Annotated in this window: 12 protein-coding genes and 1 pseudogene; 2 read left to right on the forward strand and 11 right to left on the reverse strand. The window is 35.9% G+C overall.

Annotation, left to right across the window (positions count from 1 at the left end; all coding sequences use genetic code 11):
- Position 1: 1 nt before the first annotated feature.
- The 5 genes from mrdA to purH are packed head-to-tail and all read right to left on the reverse strand — an operon-like array spanning position 2 to position 5,930.
- Complete coding sequence (gene mrdA / locus ACIQ1E_RS01245; RefSeq protein ID WP_396167970.1) at positions 2-1,939, reverse strand: penicillin-binding protein 2; 1,938 nt, start codon at positions 1,937-1,939, stop codon at positions 2-4.
- Positions 1,936-2,442 (reverse strand): rod shape-determining protein MreD, encoded by a 507-nt coding sequence (locus ACIQ1E_RS01250; RefSeq protein ID WP_396167972.1) that lies wholly within the window; start codon positions 2,440-2,442, stop codon positions 1,936-1,938. Before ACIQ1E_RS01250 ends, mrdA begins: the two co-directional genes overlap by 4 nt.
- Positions 2,435-3,262, reverse strand: a complete 828-nt coding sequence (mreC, locus tag ACIQ1E_RS01255) for a rod shape-determining protein MreC (RefSeq protein ID WP_396167973.1) — start codon at positions 3,260-3,262, stop codon at positions 2,435-2,437. The genes ACIQ1E_RS01250 and mreC overlap by 8 nt, the downstream gene beginning before the upstream one ends.
- Before the next feature lie 57 nt (positions 3,263-3,319).
- Positions 3,320-4,348, reverse strand: coding sequence for a rod shape-determining protein (locus tag ACIQ1E_RS01260; protein ID WP_315217257.1), 1,029 nt, complete (start codon positions 4,346-4,348; stop codon positions 3,320-3,322).
- 55 nt (positions 4,349-4,403) lie between these two features.
- Complete coding sequence (gene purH, locus ACIQ1E_RS01265) at positions 4,404-5,930, reverse strand: bifunctional phosphoribosylaminoimidazolecarboxamide formyltransferase/IMP cyclohydrolase (RefSeq protein WP_396167975.1); 1,527 nt, start codon at positions 5,928-5,930, stop codon at positions 4,404-4,406.
- A gap of 164 nt (positions 5,931-6,094) precedes the next feature.
- Here purH and ACIQ1E_RS01270 point away from each other — a divergent pair, with 164 nt between their 5' ends.
- Complete coding sequence (locus tag ACIQ1E_RS01270) at positions 6,095-7,342, forward strand: ABC transporter permease (protein ID WP_396167977.1); 1,248 nt, start codon at positions 6,095-6,097, stop codon at positions 7,340-7,342.
- 115 nt (positions 7,343-7,457) lie between these two features.
- On the opposite strand, the gene ACIQ1E_RS01275 is transcribed toward ACIQ1E_RS01270, so the two are convergent.
- A complete protein-coding gene (locus ACIQ1E_RS01275) occupies positions 7,458-10,913 on the reverse strand; it encodes a T9SS sorting signal type C domain-containing protein (protein ID WP_396167979.1) in 3,456 nt (1,151 codons plus the stop codon).
- Between the two features lie 287 nt (positions 10,914-11,200).
- On the opposite strand from ACIQ1E_RS01275, the gene ACIQ1E_RS01280 reads away from it, so the two are divergent.
- The gene (locus ACIQ1E_RS01280) at positions 11,201-13,237 is read left to right on the forward strand and encodes a ComEC/Rec2 family competence protein (RefSeq protein WP_396167980.1); all 2,037 of its coding nucleotides are present in this window, start codon (positions 11,201-11,203) and stop codon (positions 13,235-13,237) included.
- A gap of 3 nt (positions 13,238-13,240) precedes the next feature.
- Here ACIQ1E_RS01280 and ACIQ1E_RS01285 read toward each other — a convergent pair whose 3' ends face one another.
- From ACIQ1E_RS01285 to ACIQ1E_RS01305, 5 genes and pseudogenes are all read right to left on the reverse strand, one after another.
- On the reverse strand, positions 13,241-13,702 hold the full coding sequence (locus tag ACIQ1E_RS01285) for a thioredoxin family protein (RefSeq protein ID WP_396167982.1): 462 nt from the start codon (positions 13,700-13,702) through the stop codon (positions 13,241-13,243).
- Positions 13,703-13,753: 51 nt separating this feature from the next.
- A complete protein-coding gene (locus tag ACIQ1E_RS01290) occupies positions 13,754-15,559 on the reverse strand; it encodes a peptide MFS transporter (protein ID WP_396167984.1) in 1,806 nt (601 codons plus the stop codon).
- Positions 15,560-15,565: 6 nt separating this feature from the next.
- The gene (locus tag ACIQ1E_RS01295; protein WP_396167986.1) at positions 15,566-17,077 is read right to left on the reverse strand and encodes a peptide MFS transporter; all 1,512 of its coding nucleotides are present in this window, start codon (positions 17,075-17,077) and stop codon (positions 15,566-15,568) included.
- A gap of 6 nt (positions 17,078-17,083) precedes the next feature.
- A complete protein-coding gene (locus ACIQ1E_RS01300) occupies positions 17,084-18,742 on the reverse strand; it encodes a peptide MFS transporter (protein WP_396167988.1) in 1,659 nt (552 codons plus the stop codon).
- A 79-nt stretch (positions 18,743-18,821) separates the two neighbouring features.
- Positions 18,822-19,066: pseudogene (locus ACIQ1E_RS01305) on the reverse strand (MFS transporter); the annotation flags it as partial.

Genomic DNA, 19,066 nt, shown 5'->3' on the forward strand with positions numbered 1-19,066 from the left:
ACTAATTAATTTTTTTAGTAGTATCAATTTTTACTTTCGGAACCACTATTTTACTTTGTAAAATAGAATCCTTTCTCCTCATTTCTTTTTTTACCACTTCGGATAGTCCTCCTAATTTAGCATATTGGTTTTGTAAACTTTTTTCTAAAGTTCTTTTTTCTAAATCAGTTCTGGTAATTTTTCCTGTAAGGTATTTTTCGATCATCAAGCTCGCAATAGGACCAGCTATAACAGAACCAAAACCTCCGTTTTCAACTAAAATTGCGATCGCAATTTTCGGATTGTCTTTTGGTGCAAAGGCTACAAATATGGAGTGGTCTGCAAGTTGCGTTCTTTTACCATTAATTTTGGCAAAATTCTCGGCTGTTCCAGTTTTTCCACAAATATCGATTCCTTCAACTCTTAGACCAGCAGCCGTCCCAAAATTATACACATCAAACAACCCATTAATCATTGGTTTAAAATGGCTTTTATCAATGGTTGTTAGATGTTTTGTAGTGTATTTTTTGTCGATTTTTTGTCCTTCAATTTTCTTGATGATGTGAGGCGTATAATAATATCCTTCGTTAGCCACTGCCGACATCATATTGGCCAATTGAATTGGAGTCAACAAAACTTCTCCCTGCCCAATAGCATTAGAAATGATAGTTCTTCCGCTGTATCCCCAACCTGGATATATTTTCTTGTAGGTTTTTGAATCGGGAATTTTGCCTCGTCTCCCGGTCGGTAAATCATAGCCCATAAATTGACCAAGTCCAAAACTTTTTACGTGACCACTCCAAATATCGACTGCAGTTGGTGTGCTTTTGTATTTGCCAATAGTTTTCAAATATACATTCGAAAAGTAAGCGTTACAGGATTTATAAATTCCTACATTAAGGTCTCTAGAACCGCCTCCACAATGGCATCTTTGGAATCTTCCTCCGGCGAAAGCAAATCCGTGATTACACATAAATGTGGTGTGAGTGTCAATTACATTTTCTTGTAGTCCAATCAATCCAGTCAGTATTTTAAATGGTGAACCAGGCGGGTATTCTGCCAATAATGACCTGTCGTAGAGAGGATTTGCAATAGAATCACGATACAACATTGTATAGTTTTTCGAACGTTGACGTCCCACCAAAATAGCAGGGTCATAATTGGGTGCCGTAACCAGCGCTAGTATTTCACCCGTTTTGGGTTCAATGGCAACAATTCCTCCTCGTTTATTGACCATTAGCTCTTCGCCATACTTTTGAAGTTCCATATCGATAGTCAGATTGACATCTTCTCCCTGAACGGCAATAGTATCATATTTTCCTTCTTTGAACGAGCCAATTTCGCGATTGAATTTATCTTTTTGAATGTATTTTACACCTTTGATTCCGCGCAAGATTTCTTCGTAGCTTTCTTCAACCCCTTGTTTTCCAATTAAATCGCCACTGTTATAATAAGGATTTTTTTCAATTAATTTGTCATTAACTTGCGTAATAAAGCCGAAAATATTCGCTCCAAAATTGACTTGATAATCGCGAAGTGAACGTTTTTGGAAATAGAAACCTTCAAATTTTCGAATTTTTTCTTGAAATGCCGCAAACTCACTTTTGTTCAATTGTGCTAAAAAAACAGATGGCAATCGCGGACTGTAGACTTTGGCTTTTTCTATTTTCTTAATAAAATCTTCTTTGGAAATGACTAACAATTGACAAAAATCCAATGTGTCTAAATTTTTGATGTCTCTCGGAATAACCATTATGTCATAAGAAGGCTGGTTCGCCACCAATAATTTGCCATTTCTGTCATAAATATAACCTCTTTCAGGATAGTCATATTGTATTTTTATGGCATTATTATCCGATTTTAATTTGAAAGAATCGTTGATAACTTGCAAGTAGAAAAGGCGTAATACCAATAAAGACGCTGCAATAATGATCATTGAAGGGAGCAACACTTTTCTCATCGTCTATTCGGCTTAATAAGATAAATGATAATGGTGCAGAGGAGTAAGGTAAAAATGGAACTCAAAAGTGTTCGCAGTAAAATGTCTAAAACTAAACTAAATTTAAAGGCTTCTAAGGTAAATAAATTGATATGGTGTATGAATACCGAAAGTAATAAAAAGGTAAATCTTTCTGGCGTTAGCACATCATTCATTTTGATGGTTTGGTATTCGTAACTTAATCCAAAAGCAAACTTAAAAAGATAAGGTCTATAATACGCTAGAATGATACAAGCTGTAGTATGGAATCCTGCTGAATTACTGAACAAATCCATGCATATTCCAAGAAAGAAGCTGGCTGCCAAAAGTCCCGTTTTATTACCATTGACAGGGAATAAAATGATAAAAAGAATATACGGATACGGACTGATATAGCCCAAAAAGTTCATATTATTGAAAATAATAATTTGAACAGCCAATAGCAGTATAAAACGAAAAATGTTTGCGATTACAGCACTATTCATCCTTTTGAGACTTTTTTTCTAAATTGATAATTTCTTCGCGATTTTCACTTTTTATAATATAGACATGACCTAAATTAGTCATATCATTAAACAATTTAACTTGTATTGTGTAATAATGGGTTTGATTATCAATTTCAACTTTATCAATAGTACCGATATTTATATTCTCTGGAAATATTACCGATTGTCCGCCGGTAACAATTGTGTCTCCTTTTTTAATCGAAGCTAGCCTAGGAACATCTTCCAATTGAACAAATCCGGTGTTTTTTCCGTTCCATTTCAAAGAACCAAAATGATTTGATTTTTTTAGCTTAGCGTTGATTCGAGATTTGGTGTTCAAAATGCTAATAACTGTCGAGTAGTTTCTAGAAGTATTATCGATAATCCCAACAATTCCTAAACTATTGATCACACCCATATCCGATGCTACACCTTGAAGGCTACCTGAATTCAATGTCAAATAGTTTTCTTGTGAAGTAAATGAATTGTGAATTACCTTAGAAACTATAATATCTGTTGGTTTTATTCCTTTAATACTATCTAATTTGGCAGCTGAAGTGGTGTCTTTTTTGTCAAAAAGGAGGCTTCGTAACTTTGCATTTTCTATTGCAAGCGCATCGTTTTGAGTTCTTAAATTCAAATACTCACTAAAATTATTGATTTTTTGGTAGACTCCGCCGCTCAAAAAATTGGCAGAACTTATGATCCTACTTCTGTGATAGGAGTGAGATTGAATAGAAAGAAAAAGTGAAATGCCCAAAAGCAGCAAAAACAGCAATCTATTACTGTTTTTATAAATAAAATTAAATATTTGCTGCATTTCTTCGCTGTATAATGTTTGTTGAAATTTTTAACTCGTCACTAAACTAAACATTTTTTATTTGATCAATACACTTTTGAATCTAGCAAGATTTTTAAGTGCCATTCCTGTTCCTCGAACCACAGCTCTCAAAGGGTCTTCAGCAATGTAAACAGGTAGATCTGTTTTTTGTGATATTCTTTTGTCAAGTCCTCTCAACATCGATCCCCCACCTGCAAGGTAGATTCCTGTGTTGTAGATATCAGCAGCCAATTCTGGTGGTGTTTGCGATAAAGTTTCCATAACGGCATCTTCTACACGTTGAATTGACTTGTCTAATGCTTTGGCAATTTCACGGTACGATACTGATACTTGTTTTGGTTTTCCGGTAAGTAAATCTCTACCTTGAACTGACATATCTTCTGGAGGAGTTTCTAAATCTTCGATTGCAGCTCCCACTTGAATTTTAATTTTTTCAGCAGTACTTTCTCCAACAAAAAGGTTGTGTTGGGTACGCATATAATAAACGATATCATTAGTAAAAACGTCACCTGCAATTTTTACCGATTTGTCGCAAACAATTCCGCCCAAAGCGATTACTGCAATTTCTGTTGTTCCACCTCCGATATCTACAATCATGTTTCCTTTTGGTTGCATGATGTCAATACCAATACCAATAGCTGCTGCCATTGGCTCGTGTATCAAATATACTTCTTTACCGTTTACTCGTTCGCAAGATTCTTTTACCGCTCTCATCTCTACCTCCGTAATTCCAGAAGGAATACAAACTACCATTCTTAATGCGGGAGTAAACATTTTTTTCTTCAAAGCTGGAATGCTTTTTATAAGCATGCTTATCATTTTTTCTGAAGCATCAAAATCAGCAATTACACCATCTTTCAACGGTCTTATCGTTTTAATGTTTTCATGGGTTTTCCCTTGCATCATGTTGGCTTCTTTACCAACAGCAATGATTTTTCCTGAAACTCTATCACGAGCAACAATCGAAGGGCTGTCAATTACAACTTTATCATTGTGAATGATTAAAGTATTTGCGGTACCAAGGTCTATCGCAATATCCTCGGTCATGAAATCAAAAAATCCCATAAGTATAATAGGGTATAAAATTTATAAAAAAAAATAATGTACAAAGCTAAACAAATTAATGTTTAAAATGACGCGTTCCTGTAAATACCATTGCAACTTTATTTTCATTGCAATAATTTATGCTTAATTCATCTTTTATTGAGCCGCCAGGTTGAATAACAGCGGTGATTCCTGCTCCTTTAGCAATTTCTACACAATCAGGAAACGGGAAAAAAGCATCACTCGCCATCGAAGCACCTTCTAAGCTAAATCCAAATATACGTGCTTTTTCGATAGCTTGCAATAAGGCATCCACTCTTGATGTTTGTCCTGTTCCAGATGAAATTAAAGTTCCGTTTTTGGCAAATACTATTGTATTTGATTTAGTGTTTTTGCAAACTTTAGAAGCAAAAATCAAATCTTCTACTTCTTGTGCAGTTGGAGCTATATTTGTAACGGTTTTTAAGTCCTCTTTAGTATCGGTAATGTTGTTTCTTTCTTGAACCAAAATTCCGTTTAGGCAAGTTCTCACTTGTTTTTGCGGCAATGCTACTTCGTTTTGTATCAAGATAATTCTGTTTTTCTTTTCTTGTAAAATAGCAGTGGCAGCTTCGTCATAACTTGGAGCAATAACCACTTCACAGAATAATTTGTTGATTTCAGTTGCGGTTGCAACATCAATTTTGGTGTTTGCTATTAAAACACCTCCAAAAGCTGAGGTTGGATCACAAGCCAAAGCGACGTTGTAAGCTTCGCTAATAGTTGGTCTTGTTGCCAATCCGCATGCATTATTGTGTTTCAAAATGGCGAAGGTTGGACCGTCATTTTTGAATTCATTAATTAAATTTACAGCAGCATCAACATCCAATAGATTATTATAAGACAATTCTTTTCCGTGGACTTTTTGGAACATTGCATCGAAATCCCCAAAGAAGAATCCTTTTTGATGTGGGTTTTCACCGTATCTCAAGATTTGACCTTCGGCAATACTAGTTTTATAAACGGTCTCGTCAGTATTGAAATAATTGAAAATAGCAGTGTCATAATGAGAAGAAACGTGGAATGCCTTTGTAGCAAATAGTTTTCTGTCTTCTAATGTGGTTGCTCCATTTTGATTTTCAATCAAATCTAGAAGCAAGCTATATTCTGCAACCGAAGGCACGATAACAGTGTCTTTGAAATTTTTTGCCGCAGCGCGAATCAATGAAATGCCACCAATATCTATTTTTTCGATAATATCACTTTCGTTAGCACCAGAAGCAACTGTTTTTTCAAAAGGATACAAATCAACAATCACCAAATCGATTTGAGGAATATCGTATTCCTTCATTTGTTGCACATCACTTTCATTGTCTTGACGGTTTAAGATTCCTCCAAAAACTTTCGGGTGAAGGGTTTTAACTCGTCCGCCTAATATCGACGGATAAGAAGTAACGTCTTCTACAGGAACAACTGGAATTCCTAGGTTTTTGATGAATTCTTCTGTTCCTCCGGTAGAATAAAAGATCACATTTTGCTCGTGTAATTTTTTTATTATTGGTTCTAAACCGTCTTTTGAAAAGACTGAAATTAATGCGGATTGGATTGTTTTTGTCGTGCTCATTGTGTAGTTAGAATTTTGTGGTGCAAAAGTAGTTTTTTTGATGCTAAAATTCAAATCTATTTCTGTAACAATATCTTAAAAAATGCTACTTATGAGTTATTGAATTTTCATTAGGATTATGAAGAAAATTTTTAGAATTTTACAATAACACAAACCCCCGTTTTATGCTAGTTTATTTTCGACTATTATCTGAGAGTTTCCGCTTTGCGATGAATGCTTTGCGAAACAATAAACTGCGTACCTTATTGTCGTTGCTTGGTGTCACTATTGGTATTTTTTCGATTATTGCCGTTCTTGCCGCAGTAGATTCATTGGATAGAAAAATTACTAAAGATTTGAGCTCTTTAGACAAAAACACGATTTATTTGATGAAAATGTCGTTTGGTCCCTCGGAAATTCCTCGATGGAAAAGAGAGCAATTTCCGAATGTGAAATACGATGAATATATCTACATGAAAGGGGCAATGACCAATACTGAGCAAATGGGGTATCAGATTTTCACGAAAAGCGAATCGATAAAATACGGCTCGAATACGGTGACCGATATCAATATTGTACCTGTTTCACATGAGTTTATCGATATACAAGGATTGGAATTTGAAGAAGGACGTTTTTACACTGAGTCCGAAGCCAATTCTGCAGCTCCTGTGGTGGTTATTGGGGATGATATAGCAAAATCTTTGTTTGAAGATAGCGATCCAATTGGCAAAAAAGTACGTTTGTATGGGCAACGGTTTACGGTTATTGGAGTGCTAAAAAAACAAGGTGCAGGTATGTTTGACAACAACGATAGTTCGGCTTTTATTCCTGTAAATTTTGTCCGACAACAATTTGGTGACAACAATGAAGGCTTGGTCAATGTCATTATTTTTAAGCCAGAAAAAGGAGTCGATATGGACGCTTACAAGGCTGAAGTGACTCAGAAATTAAGAAATTTTAGAGGGATGAAATCCGGTGAAATTGACAATTTCTTTATTAATGTTTTCTCTGGTTTTACGGATTTTATAGACGGAATTATTTCTCAAATGAATGTGGTAGGTTGGATTATAAGTGGGTTTTCTTTGCTTGTTGGTGGTTTTGGGATTGCTAATATTATGTTTGTTTCGGTTAAAGAAAGAACCAATCTGATTGGAATCCAGAAATCACTAGGAGCCAAAAACAGATTTATATTATTTCAATTTTTGTTCGAAGCGATTATTCTCTCCGTAATTGGAGGAATTATTGGTTTGTTGTTGGTGTGGATTATTGCAATGATTTTGACTAAGGCCTTGGAGTTTGAATTTGTTTTGGGAATGGGCAATATTCTTTTAGGAACAGGACTAGCTGCGATAATTGGCCTAATCTCAGGAATTCTTCCTGCCATTGCTGCATCAAAATTGGACCCTGTAGAAGCTATTAGAACTGGAATGTAAAAAAAAGTTTATGGTTTATAGTTTGTGGTTGTTTGTTGCAAGTTATTGCGAGGAACAAAGCAATTTTATAAAAGTTTTGATGGCATAAAAAAAGAAATCCAGAGCTGTTCACATTTTAATATATGATTTTCTTAGTTACAGTCTGTCCGTTTTGTAAAATCACCTTTAACAGCAAAGTTTGTTGGCTTGAAACTAAATTAAGTATCGTTAGTTCGTTGCTGTTGACTTTATCTTTTTTGAATAGTTGCCTTCCCAAAAGGTCGTAAACCGTTACTTTATCTATTGTTTCTGCCTTTGAATTAACTTTTATTTGTTTGTTTTTATTGGAAACCAACACCTGATTATCACCAGTTTCTAAATCAATAGTTCCTAATGTTTTGTTGGTGTATCGCAACACAAAACGGTCATTAAAAGTTCCAGCTGCCGTATTGAAAGTAAAAGGGCCTGTTCTTAAATCAAAGGTAGTATTGGTCAATTTGTCTTCTATAAACACTGCTTGATTTATCAATACACCATCAATTTGGTCAATCTTTATCGTAAAAGCCCCTTCGATCGACGTCCTGAATCCCAATAGAACTTCATCATTTTCATCAAACGGCAAGGCACGACCTTGAATGACTAAATTCTTGTCTTGGCTAAGACTATAAAAATCAGCAAATTCATTCCCATCAAAACTGATTCCATCAAAACGATTGTCGAATTGGTTTGTAGCGCCTGATATATAGCCAACTAAGGTTTGTTTAAAAACTCCTTGAGTATTTGTTAAATCTAACCAAATACGATGCTTCTCGACCACTTCAGTTTTTGATTTAGGGCTTCTTGTTTTGAAAAACTGGGAGTTGTCCATTACTTTTGAATCTTTGTCCAGCCTCATATTGTTATTGAAAACAACATTTCCTGAAGCTATGCAAGTTGTAAAAAATGCTTGTCCAGCCGCAATTTTACCATTGGGGATTTTACCGCTTGGATAAAGTGGGTCACTTGGAGCTGTAGCGCCTCCTTTTGCATAAGTTACCCCATCAATTACAACACCACCTGTAAGATTATAAACAGCGTAATCATTCACATTATATTGACCATTAGCATCTCTAGCGGTGTTATGCGTCCAAAAATATAGCGTTCCATCAATGACTGTTTTATTGAAATCTAAAAACTTATCGGCGTCAATTGCTGAGGGATAAGGATTCCCTATAAGATTGGACGTACCATCTACAGCTCCATTAAAAACAACTGGAGTTTCGATTGTGCCATTATTTGGCACCCCATTAAAAATAGCCTGAAAAAACGCCGGTGGAGTTGCCAGTTGTGGACCATAAATACAATACCCAACTCCTTTTCCCATCGAAACGGAGGATGGTACTACGTTTTGCCAATTTTCGGGAACAGCACTAGCGTTAAACGAGTAAAACTTATTTGAAGGTGTGTTGGGAGAAAAAGTTTGTAGATTTTGACCCGAAACCGGCGAAGACCAATAGGTATAATCTGTACTATTAATTATAGGAACTATTCTATTGTAGGTGATACTACCAGAATTTGTATCGGTATTGTTTATTTGTACTAAACTAGCACTTTGGCTATATAGATTTGTTTCGATGGTCATTGTTGCTGCTGGATCTACAAAAACCTTATTAGTTACTGTTAATGTTTTACCGCTTTCAATTTTAAGTGTAGACGCTTTTACTGACAAATCATTCCCTATGAACAATTCTGTTGGTATTATTTTTGTTCCAGTTCCAGAAACCGTAAGGTTTGAGTAAGCGGTTGTCACTGGCAGCGTTGAGATGCTTTGATTAGCTCCTGCATATTCTATAGTTGAGGCCGATCCTATATTTAAAATTGTATTTGTTGGACTAATTGAAGTTGCATCTGTTCCATAAAATCCATCAGCGTCTTTCGTGACAAAATTACCATTTATATTTATTGTTGCAAAAGCACCTCCTGCTATAATTCGTTGATCGGATACAGTAAAAACACCACCAGTATTAACAGTAAAAGTTGCTCCATTTCTGAGAGTATAATTCCCTGCACTACCATTTACATTTGGTCCTGATATCACTACATTATTATATGTTATTGGGGATCTTGCAGTATGTGAATTACTATTTCCTGCAAATTCTATAGTCCCTCCTGATAATGTGTAAGTTCCTCCCATATCAGGAACTCGTCTTGCTCCACTTACAATTAAACGGCTTGTATCTGTCATTGTCAAATTAGTTCCTGAACCACCAAAAGTAAAGTTAGCGTTGTTAAATATAGCAGCATCTTTTATTGTAACTGTTCCGGTAACTGCATTTGCGCTTTCTAACAATTTTGTACCACTTCCAGAAAATGTAACGTTTATGTATGTTGGAAGTGCCGTTATTGACCCTTGTACCATTTGATCACCGTTTAAACCATATTCCACAGTACTTCCTGCATTTAGAGTTGGCATAATTGATGGTATTGCAGTACTTGACCCCACAAAACCATCTTTGTCACGAGTTATAAATGTTCCCGAAATATTGATTATTCCGCCACCTTCATTAATGATTTGATTTTCACCTCCATTATCAAACGTCCCTCCAGCAGCAATATTTAACGTTGCATTATTAAGACGCAAATGATTACCGCTAATTAATAAAGTTCCAGAAGAAACGGTGATAGAATTAGTTACTCGTATAGGTTTATCTAATGTTACGATTTCTGATGAAGCAGCTTCAAAGCCTGCTAAAGTATTGTCCATACCATTATTGACACTAGCATTATCTGGAAAAGTAACTGACCCACCTGCAAATTTTATTGTGCCTTTATTGTCAATTGTTCCTCCTGTCGCGGTGTATTTCCCGGTTATTGTCAAAGTTACATCTGCATCAATTTGAAGAGTTCCACCGTATAAAGCTACGTTTCCTAGGGTTTGATTAGAACTTATTTTTAATTTTGTTCCAGAATTTATTGTTGTAGTACCAGTGTATGTTTTTGAAGTGCCAGAATAAACTACCGTGGCTGCTTGGTTGATTGTAATGCCAGGCGTTCCTGCAATGTCACCTGAAAAGGTTACTTGTTGATTCCCCCAAATATTTATCGGATTATCACTGTTGTTTCTAATAGTTTTATTAAAAAGTAAATACCCAAAAACTGGGTTAATCTCCATATTATTTCCACCAGAATTTACAAAAATATCAACATTGAAAGTATGTGTTGTAACTGCCACATTATTTTCAATTTTGCAATTACCGTTATTATTTTGAAAAAAAATTCTCCTTCCTGCGTCTGTATTTATTGTTCTATCTGATGTTCCTGTTAAAAATTGCATTTGGTTAACACTATAATCACTGTTACTGTTTAAATTCATTATAGTATTTACATTATTATCAAATTTAATTATATTAAATGTAGCATTACAATCTGGTCTTTGTCTAGCTCCAGGTCCTGAAGTAGTCCACCACCAATTCCCGCCAGCGTCGGCAGCACAACCATTCCCCCAGTCCCACTCGCCATTCGCAGAAGAACCACTCCAGTAAATTATGTCTTGAGCGTTTACTCGAGACGTGATGATTAGTAGCATAAATGCCAAAAGCAATTTTAATCTCATAAAACCATTTTTATCTAATAGCCTACTTTACTTTAGAGGAGTCTTTTTATAAGCCAAACTTAGTAGTTTGTCTCATCTTTTAAATATTATTAAGGCTAATAAATCTTCTATTCAAAAATAAATAATTTAATGTAATTACCTCTAAATCTAATTTACGAAAACGTAATAGTGTTAATAATTTTATTTTTTATCCATTAAACATCAGCGTTTTAATACTTTTCGGGAGTTTTTATAATAATTCTCCATAAACTGTTATTCCGTACTAAAAAAAACTTACATTTATCAATATGAAAGCATTACAATTCCCTTTAGCGAGAATTACGATAGGTTTTTTGGCTGGAATTCTTGTTGCTTATTATTTTCAACCCAATCCGCACCTTGTATTTACTCTTCTCTTTATTGCTTTTTGCGCTTTTTCTGTTGCTTATTTTATTTCAAAAAATAAGATTGTAAACCCAATATATTTTGGATTTTTGACTCATTTATTAGCGTTTGGAATTGGCACTACTAATCAAATTATTCACACCAATTCTTTCCAGAAAACCAATTACATTCATAGCAGTGGTATTTTCGACAAACCACATTTGGTATCGGTTACGATTCGAGAAAAACTGCGAAGTTCTAGTTTTAATGATCGCTATATTGTACTAGTCAATCAGGTTGATCATTCCGTTAATACAGGTAGAATTCTCCTGAATATTCGAAAAGACAGCTTGAATCACCCATTCGAAATCGGGACTCATTTGCAAATTAGTAGCAACGCATACCAAAATCTCCCTGCCAAAAATCCCAATCAGTTTGATTACGGCAAATACCTTGAAGGCAAAAAAATCTATGCGCAGCTGTATGCAGATGTTTCTGAAATCAAAGTTGGTTCAGTAATTGAAAAAGATGTTTGGTATTATACTTCGAAGTTACGAACCAAAATCATTCGGAATTTAGAGAAAACCCATTTCAACAAGGATGAACTGAATGTTGCCATTGCCTTAATTTTAGGACAACAACAAGAGATTTCACCCGAAATTATCAAAGATTATCAATTTGCAGGAGCAGTTCATATTTTGTCGGTTTCAGGCTTGCATATTGGGTTTATTTTGTTGTTTGTGACGTTTCTTTTAAAACCATTTCCCAACACGCGTCGTGGTTCGTTTATTAAACTAATAATTATTCTGGCTTCATTGGCATCCTTTGGTTTGATTGCTGGATTGGCCCCATCTGTGCTTCGGTCGGTTACGATGTTTTCGTTTGTAGCCATTGGAATGTACCTGCGAAGAAGCACCAATATTTTCCATACTTTGCTGGTTTCGATGTTGCTCATTCTATTAGTTCAACCTTCGTTTTTGTTTGATGTGGGTTTCCAATTGAGTTACGTTGCCTTGTTTTTTATTCTTTGGTTGCAACCCTTATTGGCGAAACTTTGGAAACCAAAAAATGGCATTGTGAACTACTTTTGGGAAATACTGACCGTCTCTTTTGCGGCACAAATCGGCACCTTACCCTTGAGTATTTATTATTTCCATCAATTTCCAGGATTATTTTTCGTGACCAATTTGATCATTATTCCGTTTTTGACTGTAATTATGGCTTTGGGAGTTTTGGTAATGGTCTTAGCGGCTTTCGATTTAGTTCCCGTTTTTCTAGCCAAATCCTTGGAATGGTGCATTTTTATTTTGAATAAAATAATCAACAGCATCGCTTCGGTTGAGCAATTTATCTTTCGGGATATTCCCTTTAATTTGCAGTTCTTGCTGAGTGTGTATTTATTGATTATTGCAACGGTTATTTGGTTCAAAAGACCGAGTTTTAACAGACTGGCTTTGGCGTTGATTGCCATAATTATATTTCAAATCACGTATTTTAATACCCATTGGACGATTCAAAATCAAAGAGAATTGATGGTTTTCAACTCGAAGAAAAACACTCTAATTGCGGAACGAAATGGGAGAAATGTAACTTTGCATGCTAATGATAGTCTTTTGAAAGCAAGTTCGAAAAATGTGCCGCTTTCGAATTACTTGATGGGGAATTTTAGCCAATTGACCTCTAAGAAAAAATTACAAAACCTACTATATTTTAATGGAAATAAAATCCTAATTGTAGATAGTTTGGGTGTTTATCCAACAGATATTCGTCCAGATATTGTTGTGTTTACTCAATCACCTATGATCAATTTCGAGCGTTTTTTGCAAATCACAAAACCCAAAATGGTGGTGGCAGATGCATCAAATTATAGAACGGTTCAAAAACTGTGGGAAGCAACTTGCTTAAAAGAAAAAATCCCTTTTCACTCGACTGGCGAAAAGGGATTCTATAGATTGGAATAATACTTATTTTGTTTTCAGAATACCATCAGCAACAGCTAAGAACGCTTTTGGCCCTCCAGCTACATAACCTGTACTTCCTATTCCGGTGAAACTTGGTTTCCCACCTTTTACTGTAGACTTAGCAAACCAGACAGTAGGAAATCCTTGCACTCCAAAAGTTTGTTGCAAAGCATTATTTTGAGCTTTTATCGCGTCGGTTTGTGGAACGCTTCTTGGGTAATCTAATTCAACGAGAACAACATTCTTTGCAGCCCAAGTTTTAAATTCAGGTGTTTTTAGAACTTCTTTTTGCAAACGGATACACCATCCGCACCAATCGCTTCCTGTAAAAAACAGCAATAACGGTTTTTTTGTTTTATTCGATACGGAAATCGCTTTGTTGATGTCGGTTTCCCATTTTAGTTCTTGAGCTTGAATTGTCAATGTGCCTAAAATAAATGCTACTAGTATAATCGCTTTCTTCATATAATTAATTTTTTTTCAAATGTAAACAAAAATAATACCAAATAATGTCGGCTACCTTACACCGTGCATTAATTTTTTGACCACTGGTCCCATCACAATAGCAAATAACGCAACTACTATAGAAATAATTGTCAACATCCAAAAGAAATAACTCAGCCCGTGTTCATCGGCAATTTTATCGATATTCTCGCCAAACATCCCTGCGCCTTTCATTCCAATTGCGACCGCAAGATACCAAACTCCAAACATAAATGCAATCATTCTGGCGGGAACCAATTTACTCACATTAGACAATCCCACAGGCGAAATACACAATTCGGCCATGGTGTGGAAAAGATACACTAAAATCAACCAAATCATACTTACGGACGCGGTTTTGGCTCCAGGCGCAATATCTTTCGCCCCAAAAGCGACGCAAGCCATTCCGATAGCAAGCAAGGTCAATCCGATTCCGTATTTGTAATTTGCCGAAGGATTGTATTTACTTTCCCACCATTTAGAAAATAATGGAGCGAGAGAAATGATGAATAACGAGTTTAAGGTTGAAAACCAGGTCGCTGGAACTTCGGTCAATGGTTCTGTTACTTTCTCGATTTTTAAAAATGTCAATGTTCCGTCCGACAACGCAAGATAACCTGCTGTATAATAATCTTTGGCCAACATCCAAAAGGCGATGGTCCAAATAATCACAAAACTAGAACTTAAAATCACCGAAGCCAAGGTGTATGTTTTGAAGGTTTGTTCGAACAACAACGTCAACACCCAAGTAATTATGGCTAATGGCAAAAGGGTCATCAACGAATTTATTACTAAAAAAGCAATACTCCAATTGCCTTCCAAAACACGGTTCGTATAATCAGAGGCAAAAATGGTTAAACTGTTGGGTGATTGTTCGAAAATGGCCCAAAAGAAAATGGTCAGAAAAGCAAAAAAGGTAACGGCCATTAATTTTTCTCTGGTAATTTGAGAATATTGAGTAAATCTGTACACCAGTAACAGTATAAATAAAATTAAAGCTGTGACAATAGCAATCGCATTTCCGTTTTCGCCTAAAAAGCTAAAAACATCTATTTTTCCGCCAGAAATTTTAGAAACCGGAGCATTCAAAATCCAAAGCAAACCTAAAGTGGCCATAATAGCAATCAATCCCAATTGAATTGGTGTAAATGGATTCCTTTTGTCTGAATCCGCTATTTCAATTTTTGCTTTGCTGGCTGCATTTGGCTTCAAGCCAATGTCTCCAAAAATGTTTTGGGACAACCAAAACTGCAACATCCCGAAGAACATAAAAATACCTGCCAATCCAAAACCATAACTCCAGCCCACTTTTTCGCCCAAATAACCACAAAGCAAAATTCCGAAGAAAGCTCCGGCATTGACACCCATATAAAACAAGGTATAAGCGCCATCTTTTTTGTCGGGGCGATCTTTGTACATTTCGGAAATTATAGAAACCATGTTCGGTTTGAAAAATCCGTTACCAAAAACCAGCAAAACCAAACCGAGATATATAGAAAATTCGGTTTCAACCGCCATTGCTGCGTGTCCTAAAGTCATCAAACTAGCACCAATAACTACGGCTAAACGATAGCCAATTTTTTTATCAGCAAAATATCCGCCCATCATTGTGGACAAATACACCAGTCCAACATACGACCCAAAAAGGGAAGAAGCCGTCTCTCTAGTCCAAGCCCAACCACCGTCTAAAGTTGAAGCAGTAAGAAATAAAATAAGCAAAGAACGCATTCCGTAGAAGGAGAAGCGTTCCCACATTTCGGTAAAAAACAAAATAAACAATCCGGGAGGATGTCCTAAAACAGGATTTTTAAAAAACTGGTCAGTGGAGATTTGAGTCATATTGCTTTATTTTACTTCTTGCATTAAATTTTTCACCAAAGGAGAAATTACAATTAAAACTACTCCCGCGATCAAAGCATAAATAGCCAACTGCTTGTAACCATCAGCATATACAATTAGCTTTTCTAAATTCGTAGAATTCTCAGAGGCACTAGCGATATTGGCACCTAATATTCCTGCGAAATATTGCCCGTAAGCACTCGCCAAATACCAAATACCCATCATAACGGCTTGGGTCTTTTGCGGTGACAATCTGGACATCGCACTTAAACCAATTGGCGACAAGCATAATTCACCAAAAGTGATAATAAACCAACCGAAGGTGAATAAATTCAACGAAGTCTTTCCTGATGCGTCAGCAAAAAATTGGGTGTAATAAAATACCCAAAAACCACCTGCCAAAAACAAAAATCCAAGACCGAATTTAACCACCGTATTAGGTTCTATTTTTCTAGCATTCATCCAAATCCAAAACAAACCCATCACAGTTGCAAAAACGATAACGAATAACGAATTAGCCGCATTATTTACACCATTAGGGCTCACTTCAAATCCTAACAAACTATTGTGCAAATTATTTATAGCGAACAAACTCAACGATCCGCCACTTTGCTCGAAAAAGGCCCAAAAGACAATGGAAAAAATAATCAGTACAAAAGCAGCAATCAGCTTTTTATTTTCAGCAAGCGAAAAACTACGCATTTCGTTTAACAAATAAAGTAAAGATGCTGGTCCAATGACCATCATAAAATAATCAGTATAAACAGTATTGGCAACCATCAAAATGATTACTGGAATTATGGCAAGGGAGCCTATGTAGGTAACAACTTCTCTTATTCTTCTTTTCGATTTTTCTATATGCTGCAAGGGAGAAAGTCCAATTTCGCCTAAACTTTTTTGCGTTTGAGTAAAGGTCAGTAAACTCACCACCATTACAATGGCTGCAAATCCGAAGGCAAAATTCCATCGCAAATTTTCCGGAACAAATCCGCTCCATAACGAACCTTCAGCGACAGCGACACAAATATATCCTCCTATTAAAGCTCCAATATTTACACCTGCATAAAACAATGAAAATCCAGCGTCTTGCCGAACATCATTTTCTTTATACAATTGGCCTACCATAGAAGAAATGTTGGGTTTGAAGAAACCTGTCCCCACAATAGTAAAACTGATGCCTAAGAAAAAAAAGTTTTTCGGGTCTAATGAAAGAATTACACTGCCCACAATCATCAACAATCCACCCCAAAACAGGGATTTCCTCAATCCTAAAATTTTATCGGCAAACAAACCTCCTATAAACGGAAACGCATATACAAAGGCTTGAGTTGCTCCGTATTGTAAATTAGTCGTTTCTTCATCCAACTTCAATTGGCTTACCATAAAAAATGCCAACATCCCACGCATTCCATAGAAACTGAATCGTTCCCACATTTCGCTAAAAAACAAGTACCACAATTGTTTGGGATACTTGCCTTTGAAGTTTTGGATTTCTTCGATAGTTAATTTTTGTTCCATGATTTTTTAATTGATTCCTTTTTCTTTCATCACTTTATTCAGGTTTTTCACCAAGGCAAACATAAGTAAAGTGGCAAATAGTAATAAACTGAAATTCACCCAGAAAAAATTAGCTTTGTCATCATACGTGTCCCACATACTGGCTAGAACGCCACTCAATTTATTTCCAATAGAAGTCGACAAAAACCAACCGCCCATCATCAAGGCTGTGATATTTTTGGGGCTTAATTTAGAAACAACTGATAATCCCATCGGACTCAGGAATAGCTCTCCAATGGTAATCACTCCATAATTGGCTACTAACCACCAAACAGAAACTTTTTCTGTGCCGTTATTCCCGATATGAACTGCAGCTACCATCACTAAAACGGACAAAGCAGAAATCAATAATCCAAAAGCAATTTTGGTTGGTGTCGAAGGTTCTTTTTTTCGATTTCTAAGAAAAGTAAAAAAGGCCACGACTAAGGGTGTCAAAATAATCACCCAACCTGGATTGATCGATTGACTTAAATTAGCCGACCAAGTAAATATTTTTGATTCTTCTTGAGGTAATTTTTCTTTGGCAACATTCCTGAAATACAAAGGATAATCGACCACTTTTATCACTTTACCGTCTTTTTTCTGAATGCGAAAAACGGCATCGTACAAGGCAACCGAGTCTTTTTTATAGGTTAAAGTATCTGTAAGCACCAATTTTGAGCCGATCTGCTGTGCGGTTCCTGTCAGTTCTCGGTCTGTATATTTATCCCCCCAATTGTTTAATGCAGAACCATTCAACTTGAATACAGCCCAAAACAAAATAACTACTGCAAATATGGAAAGCAAAGCTCCAATGGGTCTTTTGTCTTCAGGCTTGGCTTTGAAATAAAGACTGGCATAAAAGAAAATGATCGGAATACAAGCAAAAACAAAAGCGTCGGTACTATCCGAACCAAAAATAGAACTGTCAAGGTTTGCATCTGAAGTTACACCTTTCAAAAGCCAACCGATTACCCCAAAAATTACAGAAGGCAACAAGATGAAAAGAACAATTTTATAAAATGGCATATCGCCTTCTTGCACTCCTTTTTTTTCTGTTTTGTCTCCATAATGTTTGGTTCCCAACAAAAATACAATGACACCAATAAACATTCCAACGCCGGCCGCCATAAATGCTTCTTGCCAACCAAAAAGAATTTTCAAGGCAGCACCAAAGAAATTACAAATAAAAGCACCAATATTTATTCCCATATAGAAAATATTGTAGCCTTCGTCTTTCTTGTCCTTGTATTCCTCGTCATTATAGAAATTACCTAAAAGTGTAGAAATATTCGGCTTGAAGAAACCGTTACCCACAATAACCAAAGTCATCGCAGTGTACAGCATTGGCAAACTATGAATTCCCATCATCATATACCCTAAACCCATCATCAATCCTCCGATGACAATCGATTTACGATAGCCCAAATACCTATCAGCGACCAAACCACCTACGAAAGGCGTTAAGAAAACCAAGGCTATAAAGGTGCCGTACAAATCGGAAGCTTCTTTTTCGGTCATAGCAAAACCAGCTTCGACATCTTTAAGATAGAGTGTAAAAATACCGATCATCAAATAATAGCCAAAACGTTCCCACATTTCGGACAAAAACAAATAAGGCAGTGCTTTAGGGTGACTTTTCCACATAATAGTTGAGATTTAAAAAAACAAACCTACAGGAATCTCTTGTAGGTTTGAAAGGTATAAAAAAATATTGTATTTTATATTAGCGAATACCGTGCATCATTTTTTTCAAAAACGGTGTCAATGAAAACAAAATTATAGATGCAAGGCCTGTCAAAATAACGAATACCATAAAAAACTCATACAAATTATGAATCTCGAATCCAGCAAAAATCGGATTATGATCGCTAATCTGATTGGCTGCCAATAATTTTAATTGCTCGGCTGTAGGTGTAATGGTTTTGTCTAAAACGGCTTGCAAATCGATTCCGAGTTCTTTGGCTTTGT

The sequence above is a fragment of the Flavobacterium sp. genome, assembly GCF_044348915.1.
Taxonomy (GTDB): Bacteria; Bacteroidota; Bacteroidia; order Flavobacteriales; family Flavobacteriaceae; genus Flavobacterium.

Excerpts from the sequence above, each read along its gene's own strand:
- mrdA (WP_396167970.1), bottom strand. The coding sequence starts at position 1,939 with ATGAGAAAAGTGTTGCTCCCTTCAATGATCATTATTGCAGCGTCTTTA.
- ACIQ1E_RS01250 (WP_396167972.1), bottom strand. The coding sequence starts at position 2,442 with ATGAATAGTGCTGTAATCGCAAACATTTTTCGTTTTATACTGCTATTG.
- mreC (WP_396167973.1), bottom strand. The coding sequence starts at position 3,262 with ATGCAGCAAATATTTAATTTTATTTATAAAAACAGTAATAGATTGCTG.
- ACIQ1E_RS01260 (WP_315217257.1), bottom strand. The coding sequence starts at position 4,348 with ATGGGATTTTTTGATTTCATGACCGAGGATATTGCGATAGACCTTGGT.
- purH (WP_396167975.1), bottom strand. The coding sequence starts at position 5,930 with ATGAGCACGACAAAAACAATCCAATCCGCATTAATTTCAGTCTTTTCA.
- ACIQ1E_RS01270 (WP_396167977.1), top strand. The coding sequence starts at position 6,095 with ATGCTAGTTTATTTTCGACTATTATCTGAGAGTTTCCGCTTTGCGATG.
- ACIQ1E_RS01275 (WP_396167979.1), bottom strand. The coding sequence starts at position 10,913 with ATGAGATTAAAATTGCTTTTGGCATTTATGCTACTAATCATCACGTCT.
- ACIQ1E_RS01280 (WP_396167980.1), top strand. The coding sequence starts at position 11,201 with ATGAAAGCATTACAATTCCCTTTAGCGAGAATTACGATAGGTTTTTTG.
- ACIQ1E_RS01285 (WP_396167982.1), bottom strand. The coding sequence starts at position 13,702 with ATGAAGAAAGCGATTATACTAGTAGCATTTATTTTAGGCACATTGACA.
- ACIQ1E_RS01290 (WP_396167984.1), bottom strand. The coding sequence starts at position 15,559 with ATGACTCAAATCTCCACTGACCAGTTTTTTAAAAATCCTGTTTTAGGA.
- ACIQ1E_RS01295 (WP_396167986.1), bottom strand. The coding sequence starts at position 17,077 with ATGGAACAAAAATTAACTATCGAAGAAATCCAAAACTTCAAAGGCAAG.
- ACIQ1E_RS01300 (WP_396167988.1), bottom strand. The coding sequence starts at position 18,742 with ATGTGGAAAAGTCACCCTAAAGCACTGCCTTATTTGTTTTTGTCCGAA.